At 60.6% G+C, this 18,347-nt stretch carries 12 protein-coding genes; all 12 read right to left on the bottom strand.

The annotated features are described in order from the left end of the window. Nucleotides 1–17 precede the first annotated feature (17 nt). The 12 genes from AC0J41_RS05850 to AC0J41_RS05795 all read right to left on the bottom strand — a co-directional run bounded on the left by AC0J41_RS05850 (nt 18) and on the right by AC0J41_RS05795 (nt 18,263). Nucleotides 18–683 (bottom strand): acetyltransferase, encoded by a 666-nt coding sequence (locus tag AC0J41_RS05850; protein ID WP_025111961.1) that lies wholly within the window; start codon nt 681–683, stop codon nt 18–20. Beyond that, on the bottom strand, nt 680–1,801 hold the full coding sequence (locus AC0J41_RS05845) for a DegT/DnrJ/EryC1/StrS family aminotransferase (protein ID WP_473014831.1): 1,122 nt from the start codon (nt 1,799–1,801) through the stop codon (nt 680–682). Before AC0J41_RS05845 ends, AC0J41_RS05850 begins: the two co-directional genes overlap by 4 nt. Beyond that, nucleotides 1,798–3,024 carry a methyltransferase domain-containing protein gene (locus AC0J41_RS05840; protein ID WP_473014829.1) on the bottom strand — a complete coding sequence of 409 codons (1,227 nt, stop codon included), beginning with the start codon at nt 3,022–3,024 and terminating at the stop codon, nt 1,798–1,800. Before AC0J41_RS05840 ends, AC0J41_RS05845 begins: the two co-directional genes overlap by 4 nt. Continuing rightward, nucleotides 3,021–3,581, bottom strand: a complete 561-nt coding sequence (locus AC0J41_RS05835; protein WP_473014828.1) for a dTDP-4-dehydrorhamnose 3,5-epimerase family protein — start codon at nt 3,579–3,581, stop codon at nt 3,021–3,023. Before AC0J41_RS05835 ends, AC0J41_RS05840 begins: the two co-directional genes overlap by 4 nt. Further along, nucleotides 3,578–4,660 (bottom strand): CDP-glucose 4,6-dehydratase, encoded by a 1,083-nt coding sequence (gene rfbG / locus AC0J41_RS05830; RefSeq protein WP_473014827.1) that lies wholly within the window; start codon nt 4,658–4,660, stop codon nt 3,578–3,580. The genes AC0J41_RS05835 and rfbG overlap by 4 nt, the downstream gene beginning before the upstream one ends. Then, complete coding sequence (gene rfbF, locus AC0J41_RS05825) at nt 4,642–5,415, bottom strand: glucose-1-phosphate cytidylyltransferase (protein WP_025111966.1); 774 nt, start codon at nt 5,413–5,415, stop codon at nt 4,642–4,644. The genes rfbG and rfbF overlap by 19 nt, the downstream gene beginning before the upstream one ends. Before the next feature lie 252 nt (nt 5,416–5,667). Next, on the bottom strand, nt 5,668–6,849 hold the full coding sequence (locus AC0J41_RS05820) for a hypothetical protein (protein WP_473014826.1): 1,182 nt from the start codon (nt 6,847–6,849) through the stop codon (nt 5,668–5,670). A 48-nt stretch (nt 6,850–6,897) separates the two neighbouring features. Then, nucleotides 6,898–8,085, bottom strand: a complete 1,188-nt coding sequence (locus tag AC0J41_RS05815; protein ID WP_473014825.1) for a hypothetical protein — start codon at nt 8,083–8,085, stop codon at nt 6,898–6,900. Further along, entirely contained in the window at nt 8,078–11,476 is a 3,399-nt protein-coding gene (locus tag AC0J41_RS05810; protein WP_473014824.1) for a toxin VasX, read from the bottom strand. The genes AC0J41_RS05815 and AC0J41_RS05810 overlap by 8 nt, the downstream gene beginning before the upstream one ends. Beyond that, the gene (locus tag AC0J41_RS05805) at nt 11,473–12,360 is read right to left on the bottom strand and encodes a DUF4123 domain-containing protein (RefSeq protein WP_473014823.1); all 888 of its coding nucleotides are present in this window, start codon (nt 12,358–12,360) and stop codon (nt 11,473–11,475) included. Before AC0J41_RS05805 ends, AC0J41_RS05810 begins: the two co-directional genes overlap by 4 nt. Next, the gene (tssI, locus tag AC0J41_RS05800; protein ID WP_473014822.1) at nt 12,341–14,356 is read right to left on the bottom strand and encodes a type VI secretion system tip protein TssI/VgrG; all 2,016 of its coding nucleotides are present in this window, start codon (nt 14,354–14,356) and stop codon (nt 12,341–12,343) included. The genes AC0J41_RS05805 and tssI overlap by 20 nt, the downstream gene beginning before the upstream one ends. A 313-nt stretch (nt 14,357–14,669) precedes the next feature. Beyond that, on the bottom strand, nt 14,670–18,263 hold the full coding sequence (locus AC0J41_RS05795) for a glycosyltransferase (protein ID WP_473014821.1): 3,594 nt from the start codon (nt 18,261–18,263) through the stop codon (nt 14,670–14,672). Nucleotides 18,264–18,347 lie beyond the last annotated feature (84 nt).

Genomic DNA, 18,347 nt, shown 5'->3' with positions numbered 1-18,347 from the left:
AAAATTCGGGAAACGGCTTACCGGAACACCCTGGCATCCGGGTAAGGCACTGCATGGGTCTTGATGATCCTGGCGGGATTGCCCGCCACGACCGAAAAATCCGGAACATCCTTGGTCACCACTGCACCGGCACCGATGGTCACCCAGCGCCCGATGCGCAGGCGCGGCAGGATCGTGGCGTTGGTCCCGATAAAGGTCCCGTCACCGATTTCCACACAACCTGCGATACACACGCCCGGCGCCATGAACACCGAATGGCCGATCTGCCCTTCATGCCCCACGACACTGCCGGCGCTGATGCTGGTGTTGTCGCCCAGCGTCACTTCGGCCTGCATCAGCACGCCTTCCTGCAGATAACTGCCCTGCCCGATGCGGATCATGCTCAGGTCGATACCCGGATGAACGAACTGCCCCAGGCGCGCACCGGCCTCGACCAACTGACAGGTGGTTTCGTAGCGTAACCGGGTACTGCCGGTGATCAGATTGACGAAGCGCACGTCCTCGCCATTGAGTTCGCCGACGAGTTCGCAACCACCCAGCACCGGCACCCCGTAAAACAGCGTGCCGTGCTTGCGCGGGTCGTTGTCCAGAAAGGCGAACTCGATGTTCGGCGCGCTGCGCTTGACGGCGTGCAGCATGCGCACCGCTTCCGGGTTGGCGGCGCCCAGCAGATAGATCTTCACGAGGTGTGCCTGCGAGCCAGCAGATCCAGCACCACTTGCACCACGCGCTGCTGATCGGCGTCGGTCATGTCGTGATAGCTCGGCAGGTTGAAGGCGCGCTCGGGCAACGCAAACGCCAGCGGTGTGTCGACCCCGTATTCGCTGAACATCGGCAGCGACGACAGCGGCCAGAAAAATACCCGGGCGTCGATGTCGGCAGCCTGGAACGCGGCGATCATTTGCTCGCGGTGGATGCCGGTGTCGGCATCGAACACCACGGTCGGCATCCAGTAGCCGTTGCGGCCATGGGCCGGTTCGGGGTTGAGCGACACACCCGGCACGCCTTCGAGCGCTCGCGCGTAGTTGGCAAAAATCACCCGCTTGCGCTCGATCAACTCGTCAATTCGCTCGACCTGGGCGCAGCCGACGGCGGCCTGCAGGTTGCTCATCTTGTATTTGAAGCCGACAAACTCCGGCCAGAACTGCTTGGTGCAACCCGCCACACGACCATGGTTGGACAGGGTCAGGACCCGCTCATACAAGGCCTTGTCCGAAGTGACGAACATGCCACCCTCGCCGGTGGTCATGGTCTTGGTGCCATGAAACGAAAAGGCCCCGAATGCCCCCAGCGAGCCGGCAGCCTTGCCGCGCCATTGCGAACCGATGGCTTCCGCCGCGTCCTCGATCACCGGGATGCCGAACTCGCGACCGATGGCGAGCAGCGCGTCCATGTCACACAGGTTGCCGTACAGGTGCACCGCGAGAATCGCCTTGGTACGCGGGGTGATTGCGTTTCTGACCAACTGCGGGTCCAGGCACCAGCTGTCGGCCAGCACATCGACAAACACCGGCGTGGCGCCGAGGTAGGTGATCGGCGCCGCCGAGGCAATCCAGTTGGTGTTGGCCAGGATCACTTCGTCGCCAGCGCCGACGCCCAAGGCCGCCATGCCCATGTGCAGCGCGCCGGTGCAACTGGAGGTGGCGATGGCGTAGGTTGCGCCCAGATGCTCGGCAAAACCGTGTTCGAAACGTGTCAGGTATTCGTAGCAACGTGCGCCCCAGCCGTTCTGCACGGCGTCCAGGGCGTACTGCGCTTCGAGCTCGCCAACGCTGGGTTTGGTGTAATGAATTCTGCTCATTGGATGCTCAACTCCGGAACGGCGACGACGAAGCGTGCGCCCCATGCCTTGGCCGCAGACAGCTGCTGCGTCACTTCGCTCAACAGGTTCCACGGCAAGACCAGTATGTAGTCAGGCTGCTCCTGGGCAATACGCTCAGGCGCGACAATCGGGATGCGGCTGCCCGGCAGGAACTTGCCCTGCTTGTGCGGGTTGGCATCGGCCACCCAGGCCAGCAAGTCCGGTTTGACCCCGGCGTAGTTGAGCAAGGTGTTGCCCTTGGCTGCCGCGCCGTAACCGACCACGCGCTTGCCCTCGGCCTTGGCCTGCAACAGAAAGCGCAGCAATTGATGCTTGATGCTTTCGGCCGCCGGGGCGAGCGAGGCGTAGTACCCGGCGGTTTTCACCCTGGCCTCCAGCTCGGCCTGCAGCTGTTGCTGCACCGCCGGTTGCACTGCACGACGCTGGCCGTCCTTGCGCTGCACGAATACCCGTAGCGAACCGCCGTGCGTGCTCAACTGGCTGACGTCGAACACTTCCAGGCCATTGCGCTCGCACAGGGTCTGCACCGCCGTCAGCGACAGATAGGAATAGTGTTCGTGATACAGCGTGTCGAACTGCGCGCCAGCCATCAGCGTCAGCAGTTGCGGGAATTCAAAGGTGGCGACGCCGGTCGGCTTGAGCAACGTGGCGAAACCACCGAGGAAGTCGTTGATGTCCGGCACGTGCGCCAGCACGTTGTTGGCCGCCATCAGGTCGGCGCCCCAGCCTTCGCTGTGCAGCTGCGCGGCGGCGGCGCGACCGAAGAACAGCTCACGAATTTCCAGGCCTTTTTCCCGCGCCGCTTGCGCGGTACTGCGGGTCGGCTCGACGCCCAGGCACGGGATGCCACGACCGGCAACGTACTGCAGCAGGTAACCGTCGTTAGCCGCGATTTCGACCACACGGCTGTCGGCGTTCAGGCCAAAGCGCTCGACCATCTCGGCCACATAGCACTCGGCGTGGGCCAGCCAGGTGCTGGAGAACGAACTGAAGTACGCGTATTCGGCGTCGAACAGACTGTCGGCGCGGGTGTAGTCCTCGGTCTGTACCAGCCAGCATTGCTGGCACACGGCGACCTTCAGCGGCACCCATTGCTCGGCCTGTTCCAGGCGATCGGCGTGCACATAGGCGTTGGACGGTGGCGAGGTGCCGAGGTCGATCAGCGGCAGGCTCAGCGGTGCGGCGCACCCACGGCAGTTCATAGACGCACTCCGGCAAAGTGTTGATCGAGCGCGGGATGGCTGGAGTCACGCGCTGACAAATTATTGACAGGCAACGGCCAGGCAATAGCCAGCCGTGGATCGTTCACCGACAGCCCGCTTTCATGCTCCGGCGCGTAATCGGCGCTGTGCAGGTAAAGCAGTTCGGCGTCGTCGGTCAGGGTCTGGAAGCCGTGGGCGAACCCGGCGGGAATCAACAGACTGCGGCCGTCGCCGGCCTTGAGGTGCTCTACGTGCCAGTGCAGAAAAGTCGCCGAATCAGGACGCAGATCCACCGCCACATCCCACACTTCGCCACGCAGGCAAGTGATCAGTTTGGCTTCCGGCGCATTGGCATTCTGATAATGCAAACCGCGCACGCTGCCCTTCTCGCGGGTACAGGAATGGTTGATCTGGCGGATGTGAAATTCGCGGCCAAACGCACTCAGGCTGCCTTCGCAGAACAGCCGGGCGAAGTGCCCGCGCTGGTCTTCGAAGCGCTTGTGCTGGACGCTGAACAGCCCGGTCAGCGGCAACGCTTTCAAGGAAAACTCGCTCACAGCGCGCCCCGGTACAGGTTCAGTTGGCCGAGGGTAACAGCGCGCATGTCGTCGCCGTTCTGCCACGCCAGGTGCCAGTCAAGGGTCTGGGTCAGGCATTGCTGCAGCGTCCAGCGCGGCTGCCAGCCCAGCACCTGACGGGCACGGCTGCTGTCCAGGCGCAGCAGGCCGGCCTCATGCAGTTCGCTTTTTTCGATGCGCAAACCGCGCGCCTGCGGCCAGCGATTGGCGAGCAGTTCGACCACTTCGCCGACGCTGCACATGTCTGCCTCACCCGGACCGAAGTTCCATGCCCCGGCGTATTCCGGCCCTTGTTCATAGAGGCCGGCAGCCAGTTGCAGGTAACCGGCCAGCGGCTCCAGCGCGTGCTGCCACGGGCGCACGGCTTGCGGGTAACGCAAGGTCACTGGCTCGTCTGCGGTCCAGGCCTTGAGCACGTCGGGAATCAGCCGCTCAGGGGCGAAGTCGCCGCCGCCCAGCACATTGCCGGCACGCGCGGTGGCCAACGCCAAACCGTGCTCGGCGTACTTGTCGGCCGGGAAGAACGACGCGGCATAAGACTGCGCCAACAGTTCGCAGCAAGCCTTGCTGCTGCTGTAAGGATCGTGGCCACCGAGGGCTTCGTCTTCACGGTACGGCCACAGCCATTCCTTGTTGGCGTAGACCTTGTCGGTGGTCACCAGCACGCAGGCACGCACGCAACCGACCTGACGAATCGCTTCGAGCAGGTTCAGCGTGCCCATGACGTTGCTGGAGTAAGTCCCCAGCGGATCGCGATAACCTTCACGCACCAGCGGCTGCGCCGCCAGGTGCAGAACGATCTCCGGCTCGGTGTCGGCGATGATCTCCAGCAAGGCGCCAAGATCGCGCAGATCACCGCGCTGATCGTTGATGCCGTCGTGCACCCGCGCCAGTTCGAACAGGCTCGGCGCGGTCGACGGATCAAGGGAAAAGCCGCTGACGTGCGCGCCGAGGCTTTGCAGCCACAGGGTCAGCCAACTGCCCTTGAACCCGGTGTGACCGGTGACCAGTACGCGCTTGCCGCGCCAGAAATCCGCACTCAGTCCCATTGCTTCCATGGAGCCTCCCCGTTCTGCCACAGCGCTTCGAGGTGGTTTTTGTCGCGCAGGGTGTCCATTGGCTGCCAGAAACCGTCGTGCTGAAACGCCATCAGCTCACCGCGAGCGGCCAGACCGTCAAGCGGGCCGGACTCCCACGACGTCGAATCACCCTCGATCAACGGCAGCACCTTGGGCGACAGCACGAAGAAACCGCCGTTGATCCAGCCACCGTCGCCACGCGGCTTCTCGGTGAATCCCAGCACCCGGTCACCCTCACGATCCAGCGCACCGTAGCGTCCCGGCGGTTGTACAGCGGTGACGGTGGCCAGTTTGCCGTGAGTCAGGTGAAAGTCGACCAACGCGCTGATGTTCAGATCGGAAACGCCGTCGCCATAGGTGAAGCAGAAGGCTTCCTCATTCTCCAGATAGCGCGCGGCGCGCCCCAGGCGGCCACCGGTCATGGTCTCTTCACCGGTGTCGATGAGTGTCACACGCCATGGCTCGCTGTAATTCTGGTGCACGTCCATGCGGTTTTCACGCATGTCGAAGGTCACGTCGGAGGTGTGCAGGAAGTAGTTGGCGAAGAAGTCCTTGATCGCGTACCCCTTGTAGCCCAGGCAAATCACGAAGTCGTGAATCCCGTGCGCGGAGTACTGCTTCATGATGTGCCAGAGAATTGGCTTGCCACCAATCTCGATCATCGGCTTGGGCTTGAGGTGCGACTCTTCACTGATACGCGTGCCCAGACCACCCGCCAAAATAACTGCCTTCATCATCTCCCCTCTTGTTCGTCACAGGGCTGCGCATCGCTTTCTTGAGCTCTGCAGCCTTCTGGCTAAACCTTTCTGCCGTTTCGGGCGCAGGGGCAATGACCGCGAGCGCTCGTTTTATGGCGATTTGAGGGGGACTTGCAGGAAACGCGCCAGCTCGGCGGGTATTGTGTCAGCGGATGATGAAGCTTAAAAAAGGAACAAATCCGGCGATGGATTCATTCCTTTCATTGAGCCACGCCTACGGGGCCTTGCTCAATGCAACCCTGCCGCTTTGCAGGCATCGACGAAATTCACACCTTTTTTATCCATCGCGGTTTTGACCTGGGCGTTGGCTTTTTGCAGCGCCGCGCTGGGTTTGGCCCATTGCTCAGGCGGCAGGGGTTGCGACCAGGCTTGCACGTTTTGTGGCAGGGTCGGGCGGCCCTTGCGGTGGGCCCACTCGGCGATCAGGTAGGGCATTTTCCAGAAGGTCAGGATGCGGCGGATGTACCACCAGCGCAGGGGCCATCTCGTGGGTTGTGGGTATCCATAACGCTTGCGATAGTCATCATCCATGCCGTCATCGAGATCGCCCATAAATCGGGCGTCGAGCCGTTCGATTTCAAACGTATGCAGCCCTTCATACGGTTTGAGTTCGTCCTCACTCAAGGTGATGCCCAATGCGGCGAGCATAGGGCTTGGCGCGTCCACCAATTCCCCTTCTTCCATGTAATTGCGAATCGACGTCCACATGCCCAGTGCATGCGCGTCACTGGGCTGGGCCGAGAGGATGAATTGCACGGTGTCGTGCTCGTCGTCCTCCAGCCCCATGCCGAAAGTGTAATCGCGTGTGGCGCCGTAACTGGTGACACCCTGACTGCGAGCGACCCACGCCACCACGCTTTCCCACGGCACGATGAGGACGCGATGGGTGGTGTCGTCGATGTAGCAGACTTCGCGGCGTTGGCGGCTGAAGCGCACGGGGTAGCTTTTGGCGAGGGTGCGGACGTTGGAGAGCATGCCGTAGATGAAGGCGCCGATGGGAATGATGAGTAAAAGCGAACCTGTCGCGAACACTTGTGCTACATCCCAAATAATGTCGAAAAACTTACGGTCAATCTCTGGAGGACTTGCAATAACGAGCCATAAACAAATGAGTACAGGCGCGATAAAAGCTAAGGCGAAGGCGAACCATATTTGGATGGCCAATCTCTTTCCCAACTCAACCATTCCGAAATTACTTCCGCCTAGCTCCAGATAGATCTCGTTCATCGCCGAGAAAGTACGACGAGACACCTGTGCCTGGCCGGTATAAACCGGCAACGGCGCCAGAAACAGGGTTTCGTTCAAGCCCCTGACCCGCAGTTCACCCGCACTCGGCCGCCGGCTGCGAATGTCCGGTGCCGAGTCTTTGGTTTCTGGCTTTTTTTTGCGCTTGAACAGTTTGCTAAACATCAACAGTCGCCATTTCGTCGCGGGTGAATAACCAGTACCGGGCCTTGCTCAATGCAACCCTGCCGCTTTGCAGGCATCGACGAAGTTCGCGCCTTTTTTATCCATCGCAGTTTTGACCAGTGCGTTGGCTTTTTGCAGCGCCGCGCTGGGTTTGGCCCATTGCTCAGGCGGCAGGGGTTGCGACCAGGTTTGCACGCTGTGTGGCAGGATCGGGCGGCCCTTGCGGTGGGCCCACTCGGCGATCAGGTAGGGCATTTTCCAGAAGGTCAGGATGCGGCGGACGTACCACCAGCGCAGGGGCCATGGAGTGCGTTTGCCGTAACCGTAACGGTGGCGCTGTTCGGCGGTCAGGTCTTCGGCGCCATCATCTAACGATCCCATGAAGCGTGCGCCTTTACGCTCAATCTCAAACGTATGCAGACCTTCGTACGGTTTGAGTTCGTCTTCGGTAGGCGTCAGCCCCAACAGAACGAGCATGGGATTGGGCGCATCCACCAACTCCCCTTCTTCCATGTAATTGCGAATCGACGTCCACATGCCCAGTGCATGCGCGTCACTGGGCTGGGCCGAGAGGATGAATTGCACGGTGTCATGCTCGTCGTCCTCCAGCCCCATGCCGAAAGTGTAATCGCGCGTGGCGCCGTAACTGGTGACACCCTGACTGCGAGCGACCCACGCCACCACGCTTTCCCACGGCACGATGAGGACGCGATGGGTGGTGTCGTCGATGTAGCAGACTTCACGGCGTTGGCGGTTGAAGCGCACGGGGTAGCTTTTGGCGAGGGTGCGGACGTTGGAGAGCATGCCGTAGATGAAGGCGCCGATGGGAAGGATTCCCCCCCAAGAAATCAGAATCATAAAATTTAGGAACTCGAGTAGTTCCTGCAGTGGGGCTTTGAAGTTTTCTGGATAGAAGAGCACTCCATAAATGATGAAAAGGGTGGGCGCGATAAAGGTTATGAATACGACGAGCCAAATTCCAAATGCAAGTATCTTCCCCTGCTCGACCATCCCTCGGTTACTTCCTCCCAGCTCCAGATAAACCTCGTTCATTGCTGAAAAGTTACGCCGAGACACCTGCGCCTGGCCGGTATAAACCGGCAATGGCGCCAGAAACAGGGTTTCGTTCAAGCCCCTGATCCGCAGTTCGCCCGCACTGGGCCGCCGGCTGCGAATGTCCGGTGCCGAGTCTTTGGCTTCAGGCTTCTTTTTGCGTTTGAACAGTTTGCTAAACATCGACAGTCGCCATTTCGTCGCGGGTGAATAACCAGTACGGGGCTTTGCTCAATCCGGTGGGCAGGGATTCTACGGGGTCGAGTGTAAACCGGCCTTGGGCCGGCAACCGTACACCACGCTCGGTAGTGATACGCAGATCACGCAGGACAAAACAGGTGCGATGGATCAAATCGCGCTCGGCTTCCAATTGGTAACCAATATTCAGAGCCAGGGCGAAATCCGATGTTTGCAGGACATCGGGGATCGGCAGGTACAAGGTCAGAGCCTCGTCTCCCTGGCTGACGACTGCGGCCACCGCGGCCCATGCGGCGCTGCATTCCTGCCAGCGCCGGGGTGGCAACTGGCTGTTGTAGGGGCCGGGGATCGGTACAGCGCGGGTTTGCTGATAGGCCAGCAGTTGCAGCCGGCGGCTGTCCATTTCCCGTGTGCGGACGCCGGGCAGTCTGAGTTGCAAATAGGTTTGTTTGCCCTCGCGGATCAGCTCGCAGGTCGGTTGTTGCACCACCGTTGCCAATGCACTCCAGTCCTCTGGCAGGTTGCGTTGCAGGTTGGCGGTACCCCATACGCTCGCCTGCAACCACTTTTGTAAGGCATCCAGATTGAAATAGTTGTAGAGGCCTTCACCCAGCAGTTGCAAGGCTGTGCCGATCAGGCCTACGAGGTTGGCTTGCGCAGCGATACCCAGCAGCCGGGGACTGGCTTCGGCCCAGGCAACAGCTCGCAGTTCGGCGGGTTTTCTCAGAACCTGACTGATGATCGACGTCGTGTGTTTGGCGCCCCAGGTGTTGGTGCCTACGAGGGTAGCGTCGCCGGCGATTTGTATGGTCGTGGCGGCCAGGGTTTGGTGGTTGCCTTCGGCCAGCGCTTTTCCCCATTGCTGAGAGTGCTTACCTAAATCGATTGCGGCAGCAAAAGCCCCAGACGTAAACGCGCCGAAACCTGTAATACCGCTCCAACGCCCCAACCGGCTCATGGTGTTAAGTTTTCCGGCGGCACTGTCCATTTGCTCGATATGCGCCTGAAGGATTGTCACTGACAGCCCCTGTACCGCAGCAAAACCTGCCGCCGACATTCCAATCAAGGACTCAGCGAAAGCCGCTTTATCAGCCAACGAGCGATCATCCTTTTTCAGAATCGTGCTCAACGCCTCAACAAACTTCTGCCCCTGATAAACAAACAGCAACAACGCAATCCCGTCGCCCTTGGATTTCAACGCACTCACCATCGGCTTGCCAAACGTCCCCGTCGCGCGGAAATCACGCACGGTTCGCTGCATTTCTTCACGTAACGCCGGGGCCATGCCATCGATCACCGTGCCGATTTGCCCCGGCCCGCTTGAGCCGACGGTCAGGGCACGGCTGAGGTTTTCCTCCAGCGGCACCAGCGCGGCCCTGAGCTGATTGATCCGCTGGTTGTGCACCTGCTCGCTGCCGGGTGGGGCCAGGCCGTGGATTTGCCGCGACAGCTCGCGCTGGCGCAGTTTGTAGCTGCCCTTGAGCTGACGACGCAGGTCGAGCACAGCATCACGGGTCTGGTTGAACGCCTGGAATTCGGACGCCGACGCCGCCCGCAGGGTCAAGCCGCTACGAGAAAACTCGCGCAACAGCTGCAGGCGCGTTGAAATGCCAAGCCCCCGGATGAAGCTGTTGGGGTTGCTTGGCTGTTGTCCTTTGAATTCTGCGTGCGCTCGATCCAATTGATCCGCTGCGATCAACTGATGCGCTGGTATGTACGCCCCATCCAACAAACTCTGCAGCCCACTAAACCGCGTATTCAAATCCGCAAAGTTCGGTAACCGCTCATTCATCAAACTCCTGAACTGGTTGGTCAGCACGTCCACTGCATCAAGACTTTCCTGCGCCGCAGTGACCTTGATCGAGAAGCTGCTCAGGTCCATGAGCTTTTTACTCACGTCCATCTGATCGGCCAGGGCCAGTGTGTCCAGCCCCGGTACGACGGTGAGCAGGTTGCTTTCCAGATAGATCGCCAGTTTTTCCGTGGCTTCGCGGTTCCAGCACAGGGCGGCCACGCAGAGGAATTCGGTTTCCAGGCGATGGCGGATCTGCGCGTCGTTGTGAAAGTCGTAATACCAGGCCGCTCGATGAAAGTGGCCGGCGACAATCATGTTCAGGCGATCTTCACGAATGGCCTGCAAGCGCTTGTGCCAATGGCTCAGCAGGGTTTGCTGCCGGCTGACGAACGCCTGCATGTCGCTGCGGTTGATCAGGTGATCGATGCCGCGTTGGCCGATCTCCTTGCCGTACAGCGCCTCCCAGGTTTGCAAGTGCAGTGCGGTGATCGTGCCCCGGTGTTTTTGCCACAGCGCGTCGCCCAATGCGTCCTGCAAATTGACGGCAGCGCGGGCGTACGGATCGCTCATCGCCGCTTTTCGCCAATGCGCCTCGTCGCCAACGATTGGCGGCCCGACATGGTCACGCTTGGCCCGCAGGTAGTCCTGAACGGCCGCCTGTTGCTCAGCGTTGGTTTCATCCTTCAGGGCTTTGACATCGGGGTCGGTGCTGGCCAGTGCCTCAAGGCGTGCCGGGCTGATCTCGTACAACGACTGAATGTAGGCGCCAGTGAGGTACTGACGCTGGGCGGCATCATCGCTGCTCCATTGATCGAGCCAGTCTGCGATGTTCAGTTGGGCACTGGCCAGATCGCGCATCACGCCGAAGTCGTCGCGCAAGACCAGAAACAGGTAATCGTTCTGATAAGCCCCCAGCACTTGGCTGGTGAGGGTTTCTATTGCCGTGCCCTTGAACAACGGTGCGTCCTCCCAGACGTAGGGCTGGCGCTCTTGCGGATTGGCGCCTTCGGGCAGATCGATTGGCGCGGTTTTTTCAGCGACCTCGGCCAGCCAGGTTTTCGCCTGACGTTGGCTCAGCAGGTTCGTGCCGCCCTTGTCCGGACAGGCACTCGCCAGTTCAACGCGTTGCATCCAGTGCTCACGCTCAGTGGCGTCCTTGAGCACTTGCGAACATTTGTAGGCCGTCCACTGGATTTCCGAATAGCTGGCGAACAACGTGTGTTGCCGGGGGAAAACCAATTGCGGCTCGCCAACCGACGTGGTGCGTGTGTCGCTGGCCACTTCCTGGCCTTTCCACACCAGTTTGCTGATCTGCCCTTGTTCAATGCGGTATTCGTGCAGGTAACCGCTGCCGCTATCGATGATGTAGAGGTAACCGTCACGCAGCAGCCGTATGCCCAAAGGCTGGCTGTCGAGCTTGAGCGGCACGCTCAGTTCGGCTGAGGGATCGAGGTTTGCCACCAGACCGTAGCGCAGCGGCAGCAACTGCACTTTTTCGCTCATCAAGGGACATTGGCCAATGGGTGAGCGGATGTCTTGGGCGCTTTTGGTGAGGGCAGCGATATTGGCGGCGGCGGTCATGGCAAGTCTCCCGGCTGTTGAATCGAGCGCTCATGCGCCAGCTCGGCGGCGCGTTGCACGCGGCTCATCGGGGATTGCTGCGACGGCACTGTCAGCAGCTCGACAATGTCCGGGTGGCTCTGCAAGGGTTGCCCGGCCAGATAGCCAAATACATTGGCGTAGAGCGTGACTTCCTGTTCTGAGGTGAAGCCTTGTTGATAGGCGTCCTGTGCTGTTTTTTCGGCAAATCGCAGGCGTTCCCGGGCCGAACGGGACGCCATGAATCCGGGAAAATACCGCTGCAAGTGATTGTTGAGGCTGAGCACCGACTGATGAAACCGCGCCTCTCCCAGAGCGGTGAGTTCCTGTTCGGTCAACTGATAGATATCGCAGGTGTCGGGAGCTGCATGATCTGCAGGTTGATGTTGAAGCCAGATGACCTGAAGCCCATCGGGCAGGCACAGGTGCTGGACGGGGCCAAACCAGCGCGCGCTATTGGCCTGCTGCGCAAGGTCGAGCAATGGATGCATGACCGCTGGATCAGCGATACGCAACATGACCTCCACTGCGCTCGGATGTTTGACGGTGAGCAGACGACGCCAGTGTTTGCAGAGCGTCAGCGCATCGACATCGCTGAATAGCAGAAAGCCCCATTCCAGCGCGGCGTTTTCCTGGAAGTACGTCAGCAGCGGATCGTCTGCGCCTTTGAGCGTGATCAAGTACGGCGAGATATCTGCCAGCTCCTGCCAGCGTGTGCCTTGATAGAGGCAATAAACCGGATTGTCCCAGCGGCGCAGACATTGGGGCAGGTTGGGGACACTGACACCATCCAGCAGCAAGTAAGCCGGCACCGACCATGGCAGATCATCGGGTAAGGAAGGTAATTCAAGCATCGGCTTCTCCACGCTGCTGTTGAGCGGCTTCGCAAACAGCGCAGATCGGTCTTTTGGCCAACAGGGCCAGACGCTGCGATTGTGCTAATACGGGGGCTTGAGGGGTGATTGCGGCAGTTGGCAGCGCCGACAACGCCGCCACTCCGACCACTGGCGCACCGCCCTCGACGATGGCCACACTGCTGAAGATCCCGGCCGCATTGATCACGATGTGATGCCCACCCGCCGTCAGCGACAGGCTCGTGCCGGCATCGATCACCACTTGGCTGGCGGTAACGCGGGCATGCGGGCCGGCCTGAATCACCAGCGTGCCTTGCGCCGTGGTGCTGCGGTTGCCGCTGACGCTCAGCACGTCATCGGTGCCGATCACCGTGTGGCGCGCACCGTCAGTGGTGTGCCGTTCATCAGCCTTGATCAGGCTGGTGCTGTGGTTGTCGACCTGCTCGAAACGGTCGCGACGGATCTGGTTGCGGCTGTCATTGAGGATCAGTTGTTCGAAATCACGTTCGGCGCGCAGGTAGATTTTTTCCTGGCCGGCGCGGTCTTCGATCATTAGTTCGTTGTAGCCGCCGGTGTGCGGTGAGCTGTGGCTGCGCAGTACGGTTCGGGTGTTGTGCTCGGGCAAGGCGTAGGGCGGGGACATCACCTTGTTGGCCACGCAACCGGTGATCAGCGGCTGGTCCGGATCGCCCTCGAGAAAGGTCACCACGACTTCCATGCCGATGCGCGGGATGGTCACCGAACCGAAATCTTCACCGGCCCAACTCGATGCAACACGAATCCAGCAACTGCTGCGTTCGCTGTTGAATTCAGCACGGTCCCAGCTCAGCTCACACTTCACGCGGCCATATTCGTCGCAGTAGATTTCTTCGTTGGCGGGCCCGGTGACGCGTGCGGTCTGGCTGACCAGCGGCCGGCGAGGCGCTGGCAATGGCGGGCGAAACACCACCTCGGCGGGAATCGCGCTGAAGCTGTTGCGATAGCCCTGAGTGAAACCGTCGGTGTCTTTCGCGTCGCTGGTAATCGATTCCTCAAGCACCTGGGGCTGTCGGCCAGTGTGAGAAACGCTGAGCAACAGCCACAGGTCATTGCCGCTTTTGCGCGGGTGTTCGGTCAGTTCGAACAGGTGGCCGCAGCGCAAGCTCGACTGATCGCTCTGCCCCTCGCCCATTTCATAGTCGCTGCGATAGCGCTCAAGTGCCTGCCGGGCCAGTTGCTTGCCGCGCTTTTCGTTTTCGATCAACAGCGGGTATCGGTAGTCCTCCAGCACCGGGGTGAAGTCGGCGGTGAATCTACTTTCCAGCAGTAGACTCGGACGTTCGAGGTCATAGTCGCGGCGGGTAACGGTGCTGGTGCGCGTGCTTTTGCGCACACTGAAGCGGCTGACCACCGGGTGCTCCGCGACCATACCCGAGTCTTGTTGATAGGGCGTGGCACCGAGTGTGGGCAGGAACACCTGATCGTCGGTGAACACCAACAGATGCCCGTCCGCCGAGTGCTGATGATGCCAGGCGATGCCGTCCTCGGCGCATAGCCTCTGGATGAACTCGTAGTCACTTTCGGCGTACTGCGTGCAGTATTCGCGAACAGCGCTGGTGCTGACATGAAAGCTGAACGCATCGGCCTGAAGGCCATGGCCCTTGAGCACCTGCGCGATGATCTGCGGCACGGTCAGACGCTGAAAAATCCGTTGATCGCGGCTGAACTGCAAGTAATACAGCGCTGGCACCAGCGTCAGGTGATAGCGGGTCAGGCGCTTGCCCGATTCGCCGACCAACACGTCTTCGATATGCCCGTGAATGCCTTCGCCGCGATGGCCGAATTGCAGAAACGCGGGTTGGCCGAGCACACTCTCCAGATCGAAATCAGGGTGCTCGCTGACCAGTTCGACCCGGATGCCGTAGAGGGTACTGATCGCTTCGGTGCCACTGAAGGCCAGCACCTGAAAGTCGTGACGGATTGCAGGAATCTGCAACACAAAATGCGCGGCATTGGCCGGCCGGAACATACGCTTATCCTTAAGCAAATAGGAAAAGAGCGCGATGTCCAAACCGTCCGTGGTTCGTGCTCGCGAGTATTGGCGGGCACGGTAACAAGGAGGGTGATGACTTTATGTAGGGAGCTTCGCTGGTACCTGTAAGACAGGTCGCTGATTACGCCTCTCCAACCAAAGCGCTGGTGATGACCATCGGATTGAGCCGCGGAGCACACTACGTATTTCAAATCAATCACAGAAGCGTGCGATCAGAAACAAAAATGCCAGTCAGCGAGGCTGACTGGCATTGACTTGAAAGGTCGAGTTTTTGATACCAGCAGGCAAATCAGTCCGCCAGCCAGCCATTCTCCCAATAGCGCAGGTTATCGCCACGCAGCACGTAATCGCGCAACACCACCTCACGCAACTCGTCGCCCATGCGGTAACTGGCATCCGGATCGGCCAGGTGCATGCGAATCGCCTGCAACCACTCATCGGTGGTGTTGGTCTTGACCCGCGTGCACGGCAGGTAGCCGCGATAGGCCTCGGTGTCGGTGCAGATCACCGGGTAGCCACATGCGCCGTACTCCAGCAGCCGCAGGTTGCTCTTGCAGTCGTTGAAGATGTGGAACTCCAGCGGTGCGAGGGCCAGATCCAGATTGAGGCTGGCCAGTTTCGCCGGATACACGTCCAGCCCGATCACGCCATGGAACTCATGCATGTACGGCCGCAGGTCATCCGGGCACATGCCGAAGAATACCCAGTCGACTTCATTGGCCAGCTCGCGCACGACATCGGCGATCACTGCCAGGTCGCCGTGGTGGCTGGTGCCACCGCCCCAACCAACGCGCGGTTTCTTCGACGTGCGCCGACGGCTGCGCAGGTTGCTCCAGAGGTCCTTGGCGAGCATGTTCGGCACCACACGAATGTCGTGGTGCATGTCCGACAGAACATTGGCCAGCGGTTGAGTGGACACGACCACTCGATCACAGAGGCCGATCGCCCGACGCACCATGCGCTCCATGTCCTGCTTGCTCGGCATGTTGCGGATGTGGGCATTGCGATGAGGAACGTCGATGACATAGTCATCCAGCTCGAAAATACGCCGGGCGCTGAAGTATTTCTTCAGCGGCGGGATTTCATCGATGGCATGCTCCGAGTAGCGCCCTTGCAGCACGATCACGTCGGGGGCCTGACGCTCGATTTCGACGATCGACGGCAAGCCGTAGCAGACGCGCCCTTCGACCCGATTGGCCGCCACCAGCTCGATCATCGGCTGGCTCATGCGGTAATGGCCGATGGCCGACGCATTGATCGGCACCGCGAGTACATTGGGCAGGTTCGACCTGGAAAACGCACTCCAACCGGTCAGCAGACCCGGCTCGAGGCTGAAGTTGGTGGCACCGACGCCTTGCAGCGCGAGGTTGACGTTGTACGCCGGGTCGCGGGCAATTTGCGGCAACCAGCGCTGGTAAAACGTATCCTGCTCGCGTTCGTGCTGTTGCTGCTCATCGCTCGTTGCCACGGTGCTCGGGCGTGCACCCACGGCCAGCCTGGCATGCGGATTCCACACCACCAGGTAACCTTCGCGACCCACACGCAGGCACAGATCCACGACGTTGTACGCGGCCTTCAAGTCTTGTTCGTCGAGGCCCCCGACCTCCTTGAAGACCGACTTGCGCACCATCAGGCAGTCACCGCCGACAGCGCTCAGGTCCTGCACCGCCTGCAGCCGGAACATATAGCCCTCCGACTGCATCGGCTGACCAAAGAAAGGCAACCCGGCCGGTCCCTGCAAGCCGAGAATCAGGCCGGCATGCAGTACACCGCCGTCCGGATTGAACAACTTGGCGCCAACCACCCCGACTTCCGGGCGCTGTGCGTGATTGAGCAATTCGTCGAGCCAGTCGGCTTGAGTGATCACCGCAAAGGCATTGAGCAGCAGCACGTACTCGCCGCGCGCCTGGCCCACGGCAAAGTTGTGAATGGCAGCGGGATTGTTCTTTTGCGGGTAGCGCAACACGCGTATCCGGTCACCGCCCAATTGCCCCATGCCGTCGAGCCACACCTGCGCCTCGGCGCTCTCGCTGCCGCCGTCGACCAAGAGCATTTCGTACTCGGTGTAAGCGGTCTTTTCCAGCAGCGTTTCGACACAACGCTGCAAGGCAGCTGTCTGATCCTGAGCGATGATGATCACCGACACCAACGGGCGACGGGCATGGCGATAGTCGACCCGATTGAGCAGCTCACAACCTTCACGCCGGGTCTCGTAGGCAATCCCCAGGCGCTGCAGATGCGCATCCAGCACCCGCGGATTCTGCTCCAGGACACCTGGGTCGGTGAGCCACCGGGACAGATCGAATTTCGATTCGAGCAACACTTCGGCGATATGCCCGATCACCTGAGTGCCGTCACTCTCGACCATGCGCCACAGCAGGTCGTGAGGCGCCAGTTGTGCAAAGTCCGCCTCCAGGCCTCCCAGCGCCAGAACCCGCTCGCGCTTGAACGCCAGAGCCCGCCCGACGTAGGGATAACTGCGCATCAGGTCGAGGTTGAAATCCGGCTTGAACGCAGGCTCTGCCGACTCGCCATTGCGCAGACTGCCTTCGTCGCTGTACAGGCACGTGAAAGACCGCGAATGCGCGATCCGGTCGGCCATGATCAGCAACGCCGTGGTCACCGGACGATCGCCTGGCTGCAGCAGGTAGAACCAGTCGGCACCTTCCAGCTGCGGCAGCAAATCATTGAGCTGTTCCAGCCCGTCGCCTTGCAGTGGCAGATGAAACACGCGCCCATCCAGTTGCGCTTCGCAACAGGCTGCGGACAGGACCAGCACCAGTTCCGGCGGGTAATCCTGATTGGCGAGGGCCTCCAGCGTACGTTCCAGGCCATCGCGGCTGCCTTTGCCGTCGATGATGATCGGCACGATCCGCGGCTGGTGCGACCAGTTGGCGATGGTTTCCGGCAGCAACGTGCGCTGTCCTTCGGTCAGCACCCGGCACTCCAGCCATTGCGCGTAGAGTTCGCCGAAACTCAGGCTGTCGACGCCGACGCCACACTCCTGACGGCTCTGCCGGGTACCCAGGGTACGACTCAACGGCAACTCTTCCCAAACCCTTGGCGACTCATCAGCCTTCACCAACGGGATATAACGCACCCAGCCTGGCGCAGGCGCCGACTCACCGCTGCGGACTTTGAGCATTTGCGAGAGCCACTCGCGCTCGACGTCCATCGCATCCTTCATCGGTTGTTGCGCGCTCAGCCGCTCCGGATAAAGACGCTCGGCGCTCAGTACATTGTTGGATACCGCCAGGTTGCCGCGGCGCAGCAGGCAGACGTACAAGGCGAAATCCAGGGTGGCGACGAAGCAGCAACCCTCCTCGGTCAATGCCGGAAGCAGCTCGGCGACGTCGGCGCGGCGAAACAGCGCGTTGCTGAATCCACCGAGAACGTTGACCGGGAATTTTTCGAATATCGCCAGCAGATCGTCACCCTTGAACAGGCCACTGACCGGCGACAGCGAGGTGTTTTCCAGCCGCGCAGGCAGGATGATGTCGTTCGCATCCCAAAGCAGTCGCTGCGCCAGCACCAGGCTGACCTCATCACGGCGCATCTCGTGCGCCTGCTGCTCGATACAGGCGGAATACAGCAGATCATCGTCACACAGAAACTTGATTAACTCGCCCTGCGCCTGATCCAGACAGGCTTTCAGGTTGCCGACCAGGCCCAGCGTGCGCGGGTTGCGGACATAACGGACGGCAACGCCGGTCTCCTCGCTGACACTCGCGACAATGTTTTCGATCTCGACGCCGCGACTGTCATCGCAAACGATGATTTCCAGATGGCCATAGCCTTGGCCGACAGCGCTACGCAATGCCCGCTCGAAAAAGCGTGGATTGAAGGCGGGAATGACAAGGCTGACGAGAGGGAGTGAATTCACGGCGGGCTCACAGGCGGTACGAGCCCGCTCGGTGAAGCGAGCCCTTGAAACCGCTAAAAAACATTGCTTGGGGATGGAACAAAC

The sequence above is a fragment of the Pseudomonas sp. Arb-4-2C genome (assembly GCF_055755015.1).
This window is presented reverse-complemented; position numbering and strand designations above follow the sequence as displayed.